Source organism: Paenibacillus solani (assembly GCF_050475945.1).
Lineage (GTDB): Bacteria > Bacillota > Bacilli > Paenibacillales > Paenibacillaceae > Paenibacillus_AQ > Paenibacillus_AQ solani_A.
On record NZ_JBCMXJ010000006.1, the window covers coordinates 107,176 to 124,964 of the forward strand.

At 43.2% G+C, this 17,789-nt stretch carries 15 protein-coding genes; 12 read left to right on the forward strand and 3 right to left on the reverse strand.

Annotated elements, in window-relative coordinates:
• The first annotated feature begins 36 nt into the window (after window positions 1-36).
• Complete coding sequence (locus ABEQ74_RS07685) at window positions 37-1,653, forward strand: discoidin domain-containing protein (RefSeq protein ID WP_430121312.1); 1,617 nt, start codon at window positions 37-39, stop codon at window positions 1,651-1,653.
• A gap of 34 nt (window positions 1,654-1,687) precedes the next feature.
• Window positions 1,688-2,383 (forward strand): polysaccharide deacetylase family protein, encoded by a 696-nt coding sequence (locus tag ABEQ74_RS07690; protein WP_430121132.1) that lies wholly within the window; start codon window positions 1,688-1,690, stop codon window positions 2,381-2,383.
• Between the two features lie 79 nt (window positions 2,384-2,462).
• Here the strand turns inward: ABEQ74_RS07690 and ABEQ74_RS07695 are convergent, their stop codons facing one another.
• On the reverse strand, window positions 2,463-2,813 hold the full coding sequence (locus ABEQ74_RS07695) for a hypothetical protein (RefSeq protein ID WP_430121134.1): 351 nt from the start codon (window positions 2,811-2,813) through the stop codon (window positions 2,463-2,465).
• A 175-nt stretch (window positions 2,814-2,988) separates the two neighbouring features.
• On the opposite strand from ABEQ74_RS07695, the gene ABEQ74_RS07700 reads away from it, so the two are divergent.
• Complete coding sequence (locus ABEQ74_RS07700; protein ID WP_430121136.1) at window positions 2,989-3,351, forward strand: hypothetical protein; 363 nt, start codon at window positions 2,989-2,991, stop codon at window positions 3,349-3,351.
• Window positions 3,352-3,394: 43 nt separating this feature from the next.
• Here the strand turns inward: ABEQ74_RS07700 and ABEQ74_RS07705 are convergent, their stop codons facing one another.
• Together ABEQ74_RS07705 and ABEQ74_RS07710 are read right to left on the reverse strand one after the other, a co-directional pair.
• Window positions 3,395-3,637: a type II toxin-antitoxin system death-on-curing family toxin gene (locus tag ABEQ74_RS07705; protein ID WP_430121314.1), complete on the reverse strand. Its 243-nt coding sequence runs from the start codon at window positions 3,635-3,637 to the stop codon at window positions 3,395-3,397.
• Window positions 3,619-3,774, reverse strand: a complete 156-nt coding sequence (locus tag ABEQ74_RS07710) for an AbrB/MazE/SpoVT family DNA-binding domain-containing protein (RefSeq protein ID WP_430121138.1) — start codon at window positions 3,772-3,774, stop codon at window positions 3,619-3,621. The genes ABEQ74_RS07705 and ABEQ74_RS07710 overlap by 19 nt, the downstream gene beginning before the upstream one ends.
• A gap of 282 nt (window positions 3,775-4,056) precedes the next feature.
• Between ABEQ74_RS07710 and ABEQ74_RS07715 the strand changes: the two genes are divergently transcribed.
• The 9 genes from ABEQ74_RS07715 to ABEQ74_RS07755 all read left to right on the forward strand — a co-directional run bounded on the left by ABEQ74_RS07715 (window position 4,057) and on the right by ABEQ74_RS07755 (window position 17,750).
• Window positions 4,057-4,851 carry a sensor domain-containing protein gene (locus ABEQ74_RS07715; protein ID WP_430121140.1) on the forward strand — a complete coding sequence of 265 codons (795 nt, stop codon included), beginning with the start codon at window positions 4,057-4,059 and terminating at the stop codon, window positions 4,849-4,851.
• Window positions 4,852-5,050: 199 nt separating this feature from the next.
• Entirely contained in the window at window positions 5,051-5,521 is a 471-nt protein-coding gene (locus ABEQ74_RS07720) for a DUF5381 family protein (protein ID WP_430121142.1), read from the forward strand.
• 203 nt (window positions 5,522-5,724) lie between these two features.
• A complete protein-coding gene (locus ABEQ74_RS07725; protein WP_430121144.1) occupies window positions 5,725-11,313 on the forward strand; it encodes an S-layer homology domain-containing protein in 5,589 nt (1,862 codons plus the stop codon).
• A 690-nt stretch (window positions 11,314-12,003) separates the two neighbouring features.
• Window positions 12,004-12,537 (forward strand): GNAT family N-acetyltransferase, encoded by a 534-nt coding sequence (locus ABEQ74_RS07730; protein ID WP_430121146.1) that lies wholly within the window; start codon window positions 12,004-12,006, stop codon window positions 12,535-12,537.
• Window positions 12,538-12,589: 52 nt separating this feature from the next.
• On the forward strand, window positions 12,590-13,375 hold the full coding sequence (locus tag ABEQ74_RS07735; RefSeq protein ID WP_430121148.1) for a class I SAM-dependent methyltransferase: 786 nt from the start codon (window positions 12,590-12,592) through the stop codon (window positions 13,373-13,375).
• A gap of 140 nt (window positions 13,376-13,515) precedes the next feature.
• Window positions 13,516-15,147, forward strand: a complete 1,632-nt coding sequence (nikA, locus tag ABEQ74_RS07740) for a nickel ABC transporter substrate-binding protein (RefSeq protein WP_430121150.1) — start codon at window positions 13,516-13,518, stop codon at window positions 15,145-15,147.
• 16 nt (window positions 15,148-15,163) lie between these two features.
• Entirely contained in the window at window positions 15,164-16,102 is a 939-nt protein-coding gene (nikB, locus tag ABEQ74_RS07745) for a nickel ABC transporter permease (protein ID WP_430121152.1), read from the forward strand.
• Between the two features lies 1 nt (window position 16,103).
• Window positions 16,104-16,949, forward strand: coding sequence for a nickel ABC transporter permease subunit NikC (nikC, locus tag ABEQ74_RS07750; protein ID WP_430121154.1), 846 nt, complete (start codon window positions 16,104-16,106; stop codon window positions 16,947-16,949).
• Entirely contained in the window at window positions 16,950-17,750 is an 801-nt protein-coding gene (locus ABEQ74_RS07755; RefSeq protein WP_430121156.1) for an ABC transporter ATP-binding protein, read from the forward strand.
• The last annotated feature ends 39 nt before the right edge of the window (window positions 17,751-17,789 follow it).

A 17,789-nucleotide genomic window follows, 5' to 3' on the forward strand; every position in this document is an offset into this window, starting at 1 on the left:
CATATATGTAGCAGGGAGCGGCCATAATTGGAAAATGTGTTTAAGAACTCGTCCTTAAACTACTTGAATTGTAGAAAAATCCAAGTCGTTAATCATTTTTATAATCGTGATTTGCCTCTTGGTTATTATTATTATCATGCCTTAGAAAGCACAGATAAAGTCTTCGATGAAATCATAAACATGAAAAAAAGGAAGTGGTACTTCAACTCTAATATACTATCGGACTTCGCTATGAAGAAATTTGGTATCATTCCAATCTTTATACCATTCGAGCAACTTCGTGATGTCAAAGATTTAATGCATGATCTTATACATAAGAATAAAGTTATATTTTTATGGGTGAGAAGTTCTGAGGTATTGCATAATACAACCCTTGACCCTGAATCCATACATTCGATCATGGTAACGGAGTTTCTGAATCAAGAAGAAATGTATAAAATTCAGGACATTCCTTTTTATTCTGACATCATTTATGATTTTAAGGATTTAGAGAGAATGTGTAATGATATTCCTAATCATGTAAGTAAAAATTTGGTGTATTATGATTTGCTAGAGGGTAGCTTGAATGTGGAATCACTAAAGAGTAAACAAATTGCTTACATTAAGTATTATCAAGATAAGCTGGAGTTTTATGATTATCTAAGTAGTCTTTTTTCACCGAGCGGCACAGTTAGCGATGAATTGTTTAAAGAGTCCATATGGATAGATGATGCATTAAGTATTATAGCTGGATCAAGGTACTTATTTGCGAATGGATTATTGAAACTTGATTGGAATAAAATTCATTACGATTTATTTATGCTCATTTCCAAAGACGTAGAGAAGCTGAAGATCATGATGTCTATAAGCTTGGTTAGAAAGAGATACAACAGCAAGGAAATCATAAATTTAATTAATAAAATAAAGAAGATGGAACTTGAAGCCGTGTTATTGTTGCAAAATAACTTGGACAATAACACCGAAAAGCTATCAGAACTGATTTCGAGTATCAGGGTGGAACGCCCTGAAAAGCCTGAATTGATCAAAGCTAACAATACAAATATGAAAATAAAGTGGAATGATTCAGTCGATAATATATGGGTTACCTCCTACGAAATTTTCAAAGATGGAGAGCTGGTGGGAGAAACTAACCAATTGCAATTTAATATAAAAGATATTTTACCGGATACATCCTATGCGATCTCCGTAAGAGCAAGAGATGTTTTTGGGAATTCAAGTGAGATGGGTGTAATCAACCATATTAAAATCGATACTTCGATTCAAAACAAGGATATGGCATTATTTAAGCCCGTTGTTACTTCTTCAGATGAAATTAGCTTCCGTGGTGGAGATAATGTAGTCGATGGGAGACGGCACACCAGATGGGGGAGTTCGCATTCGGAGGACATTTCATGGGTTTATATTGATTTAGGCAATGAAGTGGAGTTCTCAACTATAATGATTAGTTGGGAAGAAGCTTATGCAATAAAATATAAAATCCAATGTTCAAACAATGCCAAAGATTGGAACGATGTCTATGTAAATCATGATGGACATGGTGGAGTAGAAAAAATTGCAGACCTGAATGGCCGGGGCAGATACATTAGAATTCTATGTGAGGAAAAAGCTACAATATACGGTTACTCTATTTGGAATATATCTGTGTTTGAATAGTCAATCGAATATATTAATAGAAGTAGGTGTATTCATGTATTCTAAAGTGTATGACTATATTGAGCTATGTAAAGATGAACGTTTCACAGGCTTTGATGATGGGCGAATCATCCAAGACATAGTACTTCCTGATGACGGAGAGAATCATGTTTGTCTTACCTTTGACGATGGACCTAACCCGGAATATACTCCTCAGATCCTTGATTTGTTAAAAGCATATGATGCTAGGGCTACTTTTTTTATTTTCGGAGAATTTGCAGAAGTTTATCCGGAAATCGTGCGCAGAATTGTAAGTGAGCATCATGAAATAGGTAATCATACATATTCTCATCCTACATTAACGTCTCTTGATTTATCGGAAGTAGAGCGTGAAATATTCGAGGGTGAGAAAGCCATTCAGACTGCTGTGGAGTATCGATGTAGCTTATTTAGACCGCCATATGGGATTTTTAGTGACGAAATCGTAGAGAAAGTAGAAGAATTGAACTATAAGTTCATGCTATGGTCAAGGGATATGCAGGTAAATGATTGGGAATTGCCGGGTACAGATAAAATGGTTGATGAAATTATAAGTAATGTGAAAAATGGCTCCGTCATCTTGATGCATGATGCTGGTGGGAATCGTGATCAAACGGTGGAAACCGTTGCTAAGGTTCTACCCATATTAAAAAGCTTAAACTATAAATTTACCACCTTGAGTGAACTAATGAACTCTAGGACTCGGGGCTAGCAGCTTACAGATTCACAGTTCGCCCCATACATTAAACCCGCTCATTGAGCGGGTTCTTACTTTTATATTGAACAAAGTATTAAGTCTCCGAATTCGTTTGCTGCATCAACTCTTTGATCTCAAGAAATTGTGAATTCGTGATTTGTTGGGATTGATGAAGGGCGTTCAGCTTGTCTTCTATTCTTTCCATTTGAAGTTGCGTTTCTTTCTGGAGTTTCTCGGTCTCTTTTTGTGTTTTGGAGTTATCCATGATGACTAAGATGGTTAGACCTGCACTAAAGATCGTTAACCCTCTAGCGATTTGATTTAAATCGATTGAATTCATGGCAATCAGGCAATCGGCAACACCTGCTCCTATAAGTAGACCGCCGATGGTGACAATCCCGGTTCTTTTCCATTTTTCAGGGATGATATTTAATGGCTGCTTCATGTAGAGATCTCCTTCAGTAAGGTAGTAAATGTGAATATGATAGCTTCATTCTATATTTAATAAAGCACAAGTTCTGGAATAATAAAAGGAGAATAGGGTTAAATCGGAAGGGATAATGAGCCGAGGGGAGAAATTTTCTAGTAATCATTTTTTATAGATTGGCTGGTGAATTGGAATGAGTGAACAATTCTGGTTAGTGGTACAGTATCCTCTGAAAAGTGAAAAAGGCAGCCAGCGTGACCACTGGTTAAAAGAAAAAGTAATGGAATATTTAGAAATATCTCTAGCAGATGCTGATTTAGGCTATGTTGATGGATTTGATATGGGGAGATCTACTTCTGACCAAAAGAAGTATGCCCTTAATATATTTTGTGTAGTTAACGAGGAAGAACGGGGAATTGCTTTGGTGAAAAAAGTTTTAAGAGAGAGCCGACTTGATCATACTCGTATAAAAATTGCTACCATGCCCTATGGAAAAGAAGAAACATATACGCTGAAATATGCGCATAAGAAGGGCGTTACTGATTTTTCGCTATAGTTAAAAAGCGACCTGGATTGGTCGCATTTTTTCGGCTCAGTCATTAAATAACTATGCAATGCATTTTAATGATTTCTGTCAAATGCTCAAATGAATATTCGTGGTTTACCATGAAGTCTTCAGCAAACTTGGTATCCATTTTAAACTGCAACCCGTTGTAACGTAAAAATATAACCAGGGCTGTAAAAGCGGTGCGTTTGTTAGCGTTATGAAAGAGATGATTTTGTCCTAGGGATTCAAACAGAGCGGCTGATTTTCCATAAACGGTCAGGTAGGCATGGTCGATTTTTTAATAATGATTTCACCAGTTGACTGGTTAACATCAATCAGAACGCTATCTCCCTGACCCAAGCCAATTTGCTTGAGTGCATCGGTCATGGTTATACCCAAACTGTTTCCAAACTTGGTCACTTTCCGTTCCATGTCCACCATCCCATTTATTGGAAGTCCTCTTTATCAATTTATTCAACTGTTATAACAATTATACACTCTAAAGGCTTAACTTCAATTTATAGGACACCGCACAGTGACTAAATCTTAGCTACATCTATAAAGTCAGCAGGGCCAGTGCAGTCCCTAGTCTAAAGTCTAGGTTTAGATACCCCCTAAGACGGTTATGTCAGGCAAATAAGGCGGATATAATAGATTTATAACTTTAGAGCGTGATTTGATCGTGATTTATGAAGCTATAAGGGGTGTTTGAATATGAAGGCAACAGAAGCGACTGCAAAGGTGCGGACAGGCAAGGTGAATTGGGCGCTGTTTAATCCAAAAACCTATGCAACGATCCTCTACTTATTGATATCACTCCCGTTAGGAATTATTTATTTTACAGTAGCAATAACGGGAATTACACTATCGATCGGTCTGACTCCTATATTTATCGGAATACCGCTGTTTTTTGGAGTAGCCAAGCTGTTAAATGGGATTGTGAATTTTGAACAAAGCATGATTAGACAAATATTAGGTTTACCTGCTCCGGCTGAATCGTATACTTACCGTCAATCCTCTGAAGCCGGGGGGAACTGGTTGAAGCAAATGGTGAGAAGCTTTGACGGTGGGTTATTCATTCGAAATCTGCTGCTCGTATTCTTGAAATTTGTAACAGGTATTGTATTCTTTGCGATTATGGTAACGGCGATAGCACTAGGACTTGGATTCATTGCTCTTCCAGTCGTGCATATTATATTGATGAATGAATTGCAGCTTGATATTTTAGAGAATAGCTTGTTTAGTTATTTTCATATCGATTGGACTTATAATCAGCAATATCTGCTGTACGTGGGCGTTGGCCTTGTCTTGTTCTATGTTGCGCTGCGCATCGTGAATGGGCTTATGCAAATTCAGCGCAGAATTATGTATGTGGATGAGTCGTATCAGCAGCCGTCCGTGTCATCAATGGAAGCAGAACTAGATGCACCCTTTCAGTCGCAATATTACGAATACCAAGAGAATCACCCTAGTCAAGGGATGATGCAGCCAGCCCATAGAGAGCTTTAAAAGCTCTCTGTCGTCGGCTCGATACCCGGCGTCTTTATCGCGGATGCGGGATATGCACCTTTCCAGATAAGAGGCTGTCCCTGAAGTAGATTATCTACTTGAGGGACAGCCCTTGTTGTCTAAGCAAGACGAACTTGGTCGATAGTGGAGCTCGTTGGATTAGTGGATTGTTCAAATAAACTCAGAAAGGCGCTAGATCATGAACGTAATATCTTATCGGAAATCCGTGGCATGGGGCAAAGCACTAGGCAGTTTACTGTTTGTGCTGGCCTGCCTGTTTTTGCTGTATGCTGCTTTTTTTGTGGATACTTCTTTTATTCGCAAGTTTTTTTGTATTACATCAGCCATAATAGGAATCCCGTTTTTTGGAGGATATTTGGTTGTCAGCTTGCCAAGAGCGCTTAGATCAGACACGCAGCTGCTAACCTACGATCAACGTTCCATTTCAGACGATACGCGGACTGTAGCCTGGGCGGAGATTAAAAGCATCAGCTACAGCGGTCCATCCATTCGAAAGTGGCTGCTTCCGAAATTTCCTGTGCTGGTTTTTCATTTGAAGAACAGAGAGACCTGGACCGTGAACACGTATTATTTGTTGACCGATACCGAAATTCAGTCTGTCATGAAGCGTCTGCGGGGACTGATCAGTCGTAATGGAAAGGATTATTGACAGACCTTTTATCGTGCATTACAATACAAGGCAAGTTAGATGGGATATAGATATGGTAGGGAGGAGGCAGTTAAGGGGTTATTTTATACAGTGTATTGAAAGCGGTTACAACAACATCTATTGTTGCTGCTTAATGATCCTGTTTGTTTCAATACTATTTATTAATATCAGAAGACGAATCCACTGATGCGAGGAGTGTTCATGTGAGAAGCTCTAAAATGAAAGCATTGCTCATCCTGGGTCTCTGTTTTTCGATAGTTTTGGGAGCGTTCCCAGTTTTGGTTGCTGCAGCAGATAGCAGAAGCCCGCTAGCAATTCCGGTTCCTTTGGTCAACTCAAGTTTTGATGTAGAGGTAACAGGCGAGATCCCCGGATGGTCCGTTGATCCTGCAACTTCGGCTTTTGGCAGTGCGACTCTCAGCTCTGAATACACAAGAAGCGGGAACAGCAGTCTATTATTCCATGACAAAACGAATGGAGCTGCACCGACGGGACATTTCAGAGTTCTAAGCGATACGATCCCTGTGCAAACCAACGATACGGTTACATTCTCTACTTACGTGTATAAAGAAACGGCAGCGGATCAGACGGCACAAATTCAGCCGGTTATTCACTTTTATTCTGATGACACGGAAATAACACCAAACGCGTTCTCTACGAGCTATCCAAAGGACAAAGTTTCTGTGGGGGCATGGACACCTGTTGAGGTTGAAGCGAACATATCGGATGCCAGAATTACACATATCAGAGTGGGCTTATACTCAGGCTTTTCGAGCTTGACGAAGCTATATGTTGATGATGCGGTTGTCACTATCAACTCGAATCCCTTTCAACTTGTTAATCCAGGCTTTGAAGATCCTATGTCCGACCCTGGAATTCCAGGCTGGGCTACATCAGGGACCGGTACGGCAGAAGTGAGCACAGCACAAGCCAAGAGTGCACCGGGTAGCCTTCACATGAGCAGCAATTCAGCCGCGGATCCACTGCTCGTAGAAAGTAATGTGTTCAGTGTGAACGCCGGGGAGAAACTGAATGTCTCCTTAGAATTTTTTCCGATCGCATTGGCTTCGGGCTTCGAACAGCAAATTCATTACTATGATGCCAATGATGCGCCAGCATGGAGTATGGAGAAGGCCAGCTACATTATTGATCAAGATACGGCATCTAATCAATGGAATACCCTTTCAGAACAATACACTGTGCCGGACCATGCGGTCAAAGCAAAGATTGTATTTAGTACCGGAGAAAGCAGCAATTCTGAGGTATTCATTGATGATGTTTCCATAACGAAGGAAATGATCGTTACAGAGCCGCAAGAGCCCATTGTTAGCTTATTGAAAAATCCATCTTTTGATTTGCCGTATGAAAGCAATATGGCGATACCGGGTTGGACAAAAGTTGGAAGCGGCATAGCAGAGTTAAGTCAGACGCATGCGAAAAGCACACCTAACAGCCTTTACTTTCTGGATAACTCTACTACGACATCATTACGTGTAGACAGTGATGCGTTCAATGTAACATCAGGTGATAAGCTGTCGGTAGCGTTCGAGTTATACCCTGTAGAGCTGTCTCATAGTCTTGTTCAACAGATTTATTATTATGATGGGAATGATAAGCCGGTAGGAAGTGCACAACAAACCTTCTACGTCACCAAGCCTGCAAATGGACGCATTACCGTTGATGCTAATCAATGGAACTCATTGATGGTGGAATCAGTTGTTCCGGAAGAGGCCGTAAAAGCAAGAATTGCTTTTAACTCCGGAGGAGTCAGCACATCTGAAGTATATATTGACGATGTAGCCGTATCGGCCGAACAATCAGAGGGGCCTGAACAAGAAATATCAGATGATGTCGTAAATCCGGGATTTGAGGAAGAACTGGTAGACGGCGTCATTCCTGGCTGGAGTCTTGGCTTCGGCAAAGGCGAGTTTAGCATCAGCAGCGAAGTTAAGTTTAATGGAGAGAAGAGCCTCTACTTCAAAGACTCTTCGACGTCAGACGCTTTAAAGGTAATGAGCAATAAGATAACCGCTACACCTGATCATTCCATTATTGTTTCTGCACAGGTGTATGTGCTGCAGCAGACACATAATATCGTTGCACAGGTCTACTACTATGATGAGAATGATAAGCAATTAAAGGCAGATGAAGCTCTCTTCTCAAATGTATCGCTGGGCAGCTATAGATGGTCCACGATGAGGCTGTATTCAGAAGCACCTGCTAATGCCAAATACTTGAGAGTATTCCTGTACTCTGGTGAAATCAGCCTGACGGAGGCTTATTTCGATGATATTTCCATTGAGAGACTGGCTTATGAGGCCCCTCTGGATCGTCAATATGAAGTGCCGGAAGTATTAGGTGATATGGTTAATGTTAATTTAGGGCAAGCTGGCGCTGTGCAAACGAATGCGAATGGGGACAATGAGGCTTATTTTGTCACGAACGGAAAGCCGGGAAGCTTCTTCGCCGTTGACGGTGAGACTGGGGCTTTGAAGTTCCAGCAGGTCATTCCGAACACGGTTGCAACCTGGGCGATGACAATCGGTTCGGATAAGAATGTTTATTTCGCAGGCACAGAGGATGGCATTTTATACCGTTATATACCGACGGAGCAAAGAATAGAGAACCTTAGCTATAATGGCCTAGACAGTTGGACATGGGATCTGGAAGCGATCGATTACATTATAGATGAAGGAAAAGATCATTCAGATCCTGAAAATATCGGCATTAAGGTATATGGAGGCACGTTCGATCAATCGGCGGGCGGCAAAGTGTACGAATATGACACGGTAACCAAGCAGTTCCGGCAATACGGCGTTGTTGACCCTGGCCAGCAATATGTGCGCGGAATTGCAGTTGACGACAAATATATTTATGCAGGATTAGGTACTACTCGCAAGTTGTTCAAAATTGATCGCATGACCGGCGAAAAAACAGAGATCTATATTCCAGGTTACTCTGGAGCAACGGAGACGATCGCTGATGTGTTTGTCCATGGCGGCAAGCTGTTTGTCTCGGTAAGTACCATTAATATGGTGGTCATGGACCTGGATACGCTTGAAATTGAAAGCACATTCCAGTACAGCAATATGATCTCTGATCCTTCTCCTTCCAATCCGAATTTGATTTATTACAAGTACTTAACGAAGTTTTATCAGTATGATATAAGCACAAAGACATCAACAGAAATTGAACTGCCTTTCCCTCTGCCTGATACCACCCGTGTGAAGGATATGGCGTGGATCCAATTAAAGGGCGGTGAAAAAGAGGGGAAAACTGTTTTAGCGATGATTACTCAGTATGGGGAGTACGTATTAATAGATCCATCTGATAAATGGATGAAGTTTGTTGAACTTGATATTGACTCTAACCCGGTTAATATTCAGTCCCTTCAGACAGGTTTTGACGGCCGACTCTATATGGGCGGTTATCAGCGTGGCATGAGCATCTATAATCCGTTTACGTCCAATATTGACGTTAGCATCTCTTCCTTCGCACAGCCGGAAGGTATTGGCTTCTTGAATGATAAGGCGTATTTCGGCACTTATGTATCGGCCATTATGTACAGCTATGATCCGACCAAGGAAGTGATATTGAACCAGAATCCTAAATTGGAATTTGATATTGCGCATCAGGATCGTCCTTTTGCCATCACATCCGGGGACAATAAGCTGTTCGTAGGAACGGTGCCGGACTATGGGTTCCTTGGCGGTGCGCTCGTTATTTATGATGAAGCAACAGATGTATGGACTCAGTATGACCACACGGAGGTTGTTAAAGATCATAGTATTATTGGACTGGCGTATAAGAACGGCCTACTGTATGGAAGTACGACTCAGTGGGGTGGACTCGGAATTGATCCTTCTGAGGACGAAGCCAAAATTTTTGTTTGGGATGTTGCCAGAGGTCTGAAGATTGATGAGTACACATTGGATGGAATCGATATTGATGAAGCCCCGCGCATGATTGGAGGCCTGTCGTTTGGACCTGACGGATTGCTATGGGGCATAGTAGACGGCACAATATTTGCTCTGGACGTGGATACGAAGCAAGTTGTAAAGAGCAAGCTTATTAGGCCAAGTATGTACAACTCCAGCAAATGGATGCCATATGAGCTGCATTGGTCCCCGGATGGGTTATTATACACGACATTGGCGCGTAAAGTTGTAGCTGTTGATCCGGATACGCTCCAGTATAAGATGGTTGTTGATACGTTCGTCAACAGCATGACGCTGGGCATCGATGGCAGTATCTATTATGCACCGAATGCAGGTACATCTCTGTCCAGAATTGCGATTCCTCAAACTGATGCTACGTTGGCCTCTTTGACGATTGATGGAGCAGACATTAGCGGCTTCTCGCCAGGGATCTTAAACTACAAGCAGAAGGCTTCACCATCTGCGGTAGTAGCTGCTGTTCCGATGCAATCGGGCGCTGTAGTTGCTATTGAGGATCAACGTCAAGCGAAGGGCAAAACGATGATTCATGTCCTTGGGACAGATGGAGTGTCGAAGCTTACGTATACGATTACTTGGGAGAATACGGATCCGGTAACACCGAATCCAAAACCAGATCCATCACCGGTTACGCCACCTGCACCGCCAATCACAAATCCAACACCAGTTGCACCAACCGTCACGAATCCCACACCAGTTACAGCAACGACACCTCCAGTTCATAAGGAACAAATGGTGATTACGGAACAGCAGCTGAAGCAACCTGGGGGGAATGCAGTTATCCAATTGGCCGACGGCGTTACGGAAGTGCTTCTTCCGATCCATTCGGCTGAAATCATGAAGAATGGTCAGATTACCCTTGTAAAGGGTGACGTTCAAGCTGTTTTGACATCTGCTGCATTAGCAGAAATGGCAGGCAAGGGTGACACAGGTACGGCGCAAATCGCTGTTCAAGTTAGCATCATGGAAGCTGCTGATAAAGTGGCAGCTCATAATAAAGTGAAGCAGCAGCCTGGCAATGCTGGAATGAAGCCGGCAGGCAGCTTCGTTGTACTGAGTACGGCTGTTATTACGGCTGATGGCACACGTTATTCCAACAGCAGGGCAGCAGAACCAATCAAGCTGCAATTTGTAATCGGAGAGAAACAAGACGCAGGGTTGCTGGGGATTTATTCGATTTCTGATGATGGCAAAGCCGTATATGTTGGAGGAACACGAAACGGCGATGTCCTGGAGGCTCTGGTTTTTCTTTCCGGTACTTATGCGTTGTTAACCCTTGAACACTCTTATAAGGATGTTGCTGCCGGGCACTGGGCTTATGATGCCATTGCAGTTCTAACAGCCAAGCACATTATGAAAGGACTATCAGATACCAGTTTTGGCCCGTCGGATACATTGACGCGCGCACAGTTCACTACGATGCTGGTTCGGGCCTTTGGCATTAGCGAAAGCGTGGATGAGGGCAGGAGCTTCAGCGATGTAAAAGCTAATGCGTGGTACTATGACGCGGTTCAAGCAGCATCCAAAGCCGGCCTGGTTGAAGGTACGGGCGGCAATCGTTTCGATCCGAATGGAGCGATAACGCGTGAGCAAATGGCTGTGATGCTTGTTCGTGCATGGGAGGCGACAAACAGAGAGCTGACAACCGGCTCGGATCTGTCGGGCTTCAAAGATCAAGAGAGCATTAGCGACTGGGCAGCTCGAGCGATGAACATTGCAGTTGACCAGAAGTGGATGCAGGGGAAGGGTGATGGAGTTCTTGCACCTAAAGCTCTGGCAACCCGTGCGGAAAGCGCACAAATGCTGTTAAATCTGTTTACTCACTTGTATAGATAAAGAGAGAAGTCCTTGTTGCCACAATAATGCGGCAACAAGGACTTCTTTTATTCAGCCATATATACAGTTAGAAACAAGGGAGCCCTAGATAATGAAGACTAGAAAGCCATATATATTAAATTTATTATAGGAATATTATGGATGATCGGCACGTTTATGTATACCATACCGTTTATTGATTTCTTTCTAACCATGGTGATATAAATCTGCTCAACTTTTTTTAATAATCTTATGGCATTTTTTCTACAATAGATTGGTTAACAATACTCTCTATTCTCCACTCCTTCAGCGGTTTGCTGAGGTTTTTTTTATGTTTCGATCACACGATTCCATACGCTGTGAACCGTTTAAATCGGAGCCGCTGTGATGTTTCTCATATATGTGGACTCATTTATAAGAAATAATTATACCAATATAATGTGCAAAAACGAACAAGGAGGTCATTTCATACGTCTTGCCCAGTCATGCCACTTGGTGTTACGAATGGATCAAAAAGTAACATAAACAAATATGCTCTATTTGAAGCTTTGATATGGGTTGAACTCGCTTCTGCGGAAGTAGATATCGTTTGATTATTTCAGATAACGGCTCGGCAGCGTCTGTTTGTACCATCGTGTTACTTTTGAGCATGAATGTAACACGGAAGGAATACATATTTGTAATAGAAGTTGATAGGAAGGAGGAATTCCATTGAGCTTATGTTTGGAGAAGTACGTAATAAGAGAAATTGAATTAAACGAGCTGCCTGCGGCTATGAATTTTGTGATGGAGATTGTAAGAGAGGTCTTTCCTATGCTGGACCCGAATATGCTGCCTCCCGATATGGTAGCTTTTGAGGAGATTTATCATAAATCAAATACAGCTGCCTTTCTTGCAGCATTCGATCGAGAAGGTGCCATAACTGCTACTATAGCTTTTCTACCTTACGATGATCGGATTCCAGACATTAAAGGCAACTACTCGATAGAGACCACGGCAGAGTTGGTCAAATGTTATGTTAAGCCTGAGCTGAGGCAGCAGGGGCTCGGAACCGAGTTAGTCAAAAGATTACTTCCAATCGCTCGCACCAAGGGATATGAAACGATGTATTTGCATACGCATCGATTCTTGCCAGGGGCCGTATCCTTCTGGGAGAAACAAGGGTTCGAATTTCGGCTGGAGCCGTTTGATTCTTTTGAAACCGTACACATGGACAAGAAGCTGACTTTAGCTCGGGAACGTTAATCCTGAAGATCATTATGAATATTACATCATTGTAGGGTGAGGGTGAGGCACCGTGTCCAGCATAAATCTTAAGGAAAGAATTACAGAGGATTGGAATTGGCGCTCTCGCGAGTACACGGGGCGCAGCGATATGTATTTGCAAACAGAGAAGCAGCAGCGCCTATGGCAAGAAACGTTGTCTGGATTACTAGAGTCACAGGGGCAGGGGACGCTTGATATTCTTGATGTCGGGACGGGCCCAGGTTTTCTAGCTCTGCAATTTGCTCAGATGGGGCATCAAGTTACTGGACTTGACCTATCGCCTAATATGATCGAGGTCGCAACCGAGAAAGCCGCCGAGCGTCAATTGAATTGTACGTTTCTCCAAGGGGATGCAGAGGGTTTGCCATTCCCGGACGCTTCATTCGATGTGGTTGCCAACCGGCATTTGCTGTGGACGCTGCCGAATCCGGGAAGAGCCATCCGTGAATGGGTCCGCGTGCTTAAACCAGGTGGTAAGCTGCTGATTATGGACGGAGACTGGACGAACCGGAATTTGTCACGAAAACAGAAAATGAGAATTTTCATGGGACATACATTGACTTTTCTAACCAAAGGAACGATCCCCTGGAAAGGAAAAGGAAGAGGGTACGACGACATGTCTCACATGCTTCCTTTTAGCGGGGTAGACCCGGGGAAGGTCATTGCATTAATGGAAGCAGCAGGAATTGAGGAGCTGAAGGAATATGATGTTCAGCACTTGCTCGCTGCAGATGCCGAATCTTTTCCGCTGGCTTACCGCTTAAGTTTTATTGACAGCCATCGAAGATTTATTGTTGCCGGGTATAAGCATTCGTAATAGGCACCAGCACTTGAAAGCCTGACTATATTCAGGCACGCCTTATCGTGCTACCTTTGAAAACAATCGTAACACGTTCTCTTATAACAACTTACAACTTATTTACAATACTAGTTAAATTACCGAGGTGACTTACATAAATGATTAATTTATCTGAACGCTATTTTAAATCTTCTTATTTACTGACGATTCTGCTCGTATTTTCTCTACTATTAACCGCATGTAGTGGGACCTCTTCGAATTCGGCAGCAGATAATAACGCATCGTCCGAAGCCAGAGTGAAAACCATTAGATTCTCGTCTGCTAACGATATTGGCCCAATCAATCCCCATATGTATGCCCCAAACCAAATGTTCGCGCAGAATATGGTATATGAATCACTTGTTAAATATGTGGACGGTAAAGTAGTTCCTCATCTGGCCGAGAAATGGGAAGTTTCAGAAGACGGCAAAGAATACACCTTCTTTCTTCGTAAAGACGTCAAGTTCTCGGACGGCTCTGAATTTAATGCGGATAACGTAGTTAAGAACGTGGATGCGGTCTTGGCTAATAGACAGCGACATAGCTGGCTGGAGCTGGTAAACCAGATCAAAGAAGCTACAAAAATTGATGATTACACCGTAACCATCTCTTTACAAAATCCTTATTACCCGATGCTGCAAGAGTTAGCTTTGATTCGCCCGCTCCGGTTCTTGGGAGAGGCTGGTTTTCCTGAGAGCGGAAATACCTCAGAGGGGATTAAAGCACCGATCGGGACAGGTCCATGGGTTTTGACCGATTACAAAATTAATGAATATGCCGAATTCAGCAAGAATGAAAACTACTGGGGTGAGATGCCTAAAGTCGATAAAATTCACGTCGCGGTTATCCCCGACGGCGAATCCAGAGTGCTGGCATTTGAAAATAACGAAATCGATGTGATCTATGGCGATGGCAGCATCAGCCTGGATTCATTTAAATATCTGAAGGAGACGGGCAAGTACGAAACGGCCGTTTCCGATCCCTTGTTCACCAAATCCATCGCATTGAATTCCAACAAGGGTCCTCTTCAAGATATTAATGTAAGAAAAGCTGTGGAATATGCCTTCAATAAACAATCAGTCATCGACAATGTATTCTACGGCACTGACAAGCTGGCGGACACGCTATTCCCGGCAAACTTTCCATATTCCGATGTGAAGCTGACGCCATATACGTATGATGTGAGCAAAGCGGAAGCGCTGCTGAATGATGCTGGCTGGGTATTGCCTGCGAACAAAGAGTTCAGGGAGAAAGATGGAAATGTACTGGAATTGGAGCTTTGTTTTGATAGTGCCAATAATGTGCATAAAGCCATCGCCGAAGTGCTGCAGGGTGATTTGAGAAAAATCGGAGTGAGCGTAAAACTGATTGGAGAAGAAAACCAACTATTTGGACAACGTCAAACAAATGGCGACTTTGATATGATCTTCAGCGATACCTTCGGCATACCGTATGATCCTCACGCGATGGTATCATCCATGCGCATCCCTTCGCATGCTGATTACCAGGCACAGGTTGGACTGCCGATGAAGGAGGAGCTTGATCAGAAAATTGAGGAAGCTCTGCTCAGCACGGACGAGAAAACGCGGCAAGAGCTGTACGATTATATTCTCACGACATTACATGAACAAGCAGTATACCTGCCGATATCCTATGGTACGAACTTGACCGTATACCATAAAAACATCAAAGGGCTCGAATTTGGACAAATGAATAGCGAGATTCCCTTCGAGAAAATAGACAAGGAATAGGAGCTAATGAGGGAATATGGCCTGGTTTATCGTAAAGCGAGTGCTAAGCATAATACCCATCATATTGGGCGTTTCGATTATTACATTCCTGATGGTTCATCTGCTTCCGGTCGATCCAGCAGAAGCGTACTTGCGTTTATCGAAAATCCCCATATCGGATGAAGCGGTGCAGCTTGTCCGGACCGAGCTCGGATTAGATCAACCATTATATACTCAATACCTCAATTGGCTAAGCGGTGCAATTCGACTGGATTTTGGCAGCTCTTATATTAGTAAGAATCCGGTGTGGGAGGAGATGATGAATTATCTCCCGGCGACCCTGGAGCTTACATTTTCATCGATTATTCTCGCCTTTGTAATCAGTTTGCCGATCGGCATATTCTCGGCTCTGTATAAAGACCGAATATTTGACCACTTTAGCCGGACGCTCTCTTTTGTCGGAGCGGCTACGCCGAGTTTTTGTCTGGGGTTTCTGTTCATTTATATCTTTTCATTAAAGTTAGGCTATTTCCCTGTATCCGGGAGGGGAGGCTTATTGCATCTCATTTTGCCTTCCCTCACCCTTGCCCTGGCTTCCGTAGCCGTGTACACACGGATGCTGCGGGGCAGTACCATCGACGAATTGCATCAGCCGTATGTTCTCTATGCGAGAGCAAGAGGGATTCGAGAGAAAATCATTATCGGGAAGCATGTGCTTAAGAATGCAATTACACCTCTTATTACGACAATGGGCATGCATATCGGTCATAAACTAAGCGGGTCCATTATTGTGGAAAATGTATTTGCTTGGCCAGGCATGGGCCGCTACTTCGTCAATGCTTTGTCTGCCAGGGATTATCCGGTGATTCTATGCTATGTGGTGCTGGTCACCACGATTATTATTATATGTAATTTGTTAATCGATATTTTTCATGCGGTTATCGATCCACGGGTGCGCAAGAAGGGGGTGTACTAGCATGAACTCGGTCGTGTTGAAAAAATTGATGAACAACAAACTTACACTGATCAGCTGCATTATGCTTGTCCTCATGCTTGTTCTTGCCGTATTTGCACCATGGCTCACGCCGCATGACCCTAATTTCGTCAGTCTTGAGCATAAGCTGGAAGGACCTTCATCCACCTATCTGCTTGGCACAGATCATTTAGGCAGAGATATTTTATCGCGATTGATTTATGGGACGCAAATTTCGCTGGGTATCTCATTTATCGTGATGGTGTTGATTATTTTAATCAGTGTCGTTATTGGAACATTCTCCGGATATATCGGCGGCATTATTGATCGTATCTTTATGCGTTTCTGTGATTTGTTGATGGCATTTCCCAGTCTAATTCTCTCTCTTGCCCTGCTAGGGATCCTTGGACCCGGCATGGTCAACGTTATATTTGCGATGGTCATGTCGTACTGGATATGGTATGCACGCTGGATCCGCGGAATGGTGATTACAGCGAAGCAGCAAAATTTCATTCAAGCTGCGAAAATTGCCGGAACGCCAAGTTATAAAATTATTATCTTCCATATTATCCCGACGATATTGCCTCCTACCATTGTACTGGCCACTTTAAATTTAGGGAGCATTATTTTAAGTATTTCGGGCCTCTCCTTTCTTGGGCTGGGCATTCAGCCGCCCACACCAGAATGGGGGGCCATGTTAAATGACAGCAAGCAATTCTTGAAGAGCAATCCGATGCTGATGCTGTATCCTGGTGTTTGTATTATGTTAGTCGTTATGGCCTTTAATTTTATCGGAGATGCTTTGAGGGATGCGTTAGATCCTCGTCAAGAAAGAATTGAGGTGGAGTAAATGGACAATCACACCGTGTTAAGCGTGGATCATTTGCATATTAGTGTCTCAACTCCTCAAGGCATGAAGAGGATCGTGAACGATGTTAGCTTTCAACTGAAAAAAGGAGAAGTACTAGGTCTTGTTGGAGCCAGTGGAAGCGGTAAAACGATGACCTGCCTGGCGGTAATGGGCTTGCTCCAAGAGTCAGCCATTATAGAACAAGGCTCGATATATCTGGGCAGCAAGAATCTGCTGCAATTGAATGCCAACCAAATGAGAAGCATGCGAGGTAAGGATCTCGCGGTCATTATGCAAAATCCGATGAGTGCCTTTAATCCAACGATCACGATCGGCAAGCATTTTATGGAGACACTTCGAACCCATGGTTCATTCTCACGCGTGGAAGCTCACGAGCTGGCAGTGACCTATCTTGCAAAAACAGGCCTTCCTCACCCTGCCAAATTGATGGATCAGTATCCGTTTCAATTGAGCGGAGGGATGCTTCAGAGGGTGATGATCGCGATTGCGATGTCGATGCAGCCAGCCGTATTGATCGCTGATGAGCCGACTACAGCTTTGGATAGCGTTCATCAGGTACAGCTGCTGGAACAGATGTATGAGTTATGCCAAGAGCAGGAAACGGCGATGCTGCTCGTTTCCCATGATCTTGGTGTTATTGCTTATATGGCTGATGAGGTGATGGTGATGAACCATGGCAGTATCGTAGAAAAAGCTCCGGTAGCCAAGCTGTTTGATCAGCCAGAGCATCCGTATACGCGTATGCTGCTGCAAGCAAGACCTGGCATCAGCCTCACTTAAGGTTATTCAAATGGCTGTGTGGTACCTGGATATGATGAA

Excerpts from the sequence above, each read along its gene's own strand:
- ABEQ74_RS07690 (WP_430121132.1), top strand. The coding sequence starts at position 1,688 with ATGTATTCTAAAGTGTATGACTATATTGAGCTATGTAAAGATGAACGT.
- ABEQ74_RS07695 (WP_430121134.1), bottom strand. The coding sequence starts at position 2,813 with ATGAAGCAGCCATTAAATATCATCCCTGAAAAATGGAAAAGAACCGGG.
- ABEQ74_RS07700 (WP_430121136.1), top strand. The coding sequence starts at position 2,989 with ATGAGTGAACAATTCTGGTTAGTGGTACAGTATCCTCTGAAAAGTGAA.
- ABEQ74_RS07710 (WP_430121138.1), bottom strand. The coding sequence starts at position 3,774 with ATGGAACGGAAAGTGACCAAGTTTGGAAACAGTTTGGGTATAACCATG.
- ABEQ74_RS07715 (WP_430121140.1), top strand. The coding sequence starts at position 4,057 with ATGAAGGCAACAGAAGCGACTGCAAAGGTGCGGACAGGCAAGGTGAAT.
- ABEQ74_RS07720 (WP_430121142.1), top strand. The coding sequence starts at position 5,051 with ATGAACGTAATATCTTATCGGAAATCCGTGGCATGGGGCAAAGCACTA.
- nikA (WP_430121150.1), top strand. The coding sequence starts at position 13,516 with ATGATTAATTTATCTGAACGCTATTTTAAATCTTCTTATTTACTGACG.
- nikB (WP_430121152.1), top strand. The coding sequence starts at position 15,164 with ATGGCCTGGTTTATCGTAAAGCGAGTGCTAAGCATAATACCCATCATA.
- nikC (WP_430121154.1), top strand. The coding sequence starts at position 16,104 with ATGAACTCGGTCGTGTTGAAAAAATTGATGAACAACAAACTTACACTG.
- ABEQ74_RS07755 (WP_430121156.1), top strand. The coding sequence starts at position 16,950 with ATGGACAATCACACCGTGTTAAGCGTGGATCATTTGCATATTAGTGTC.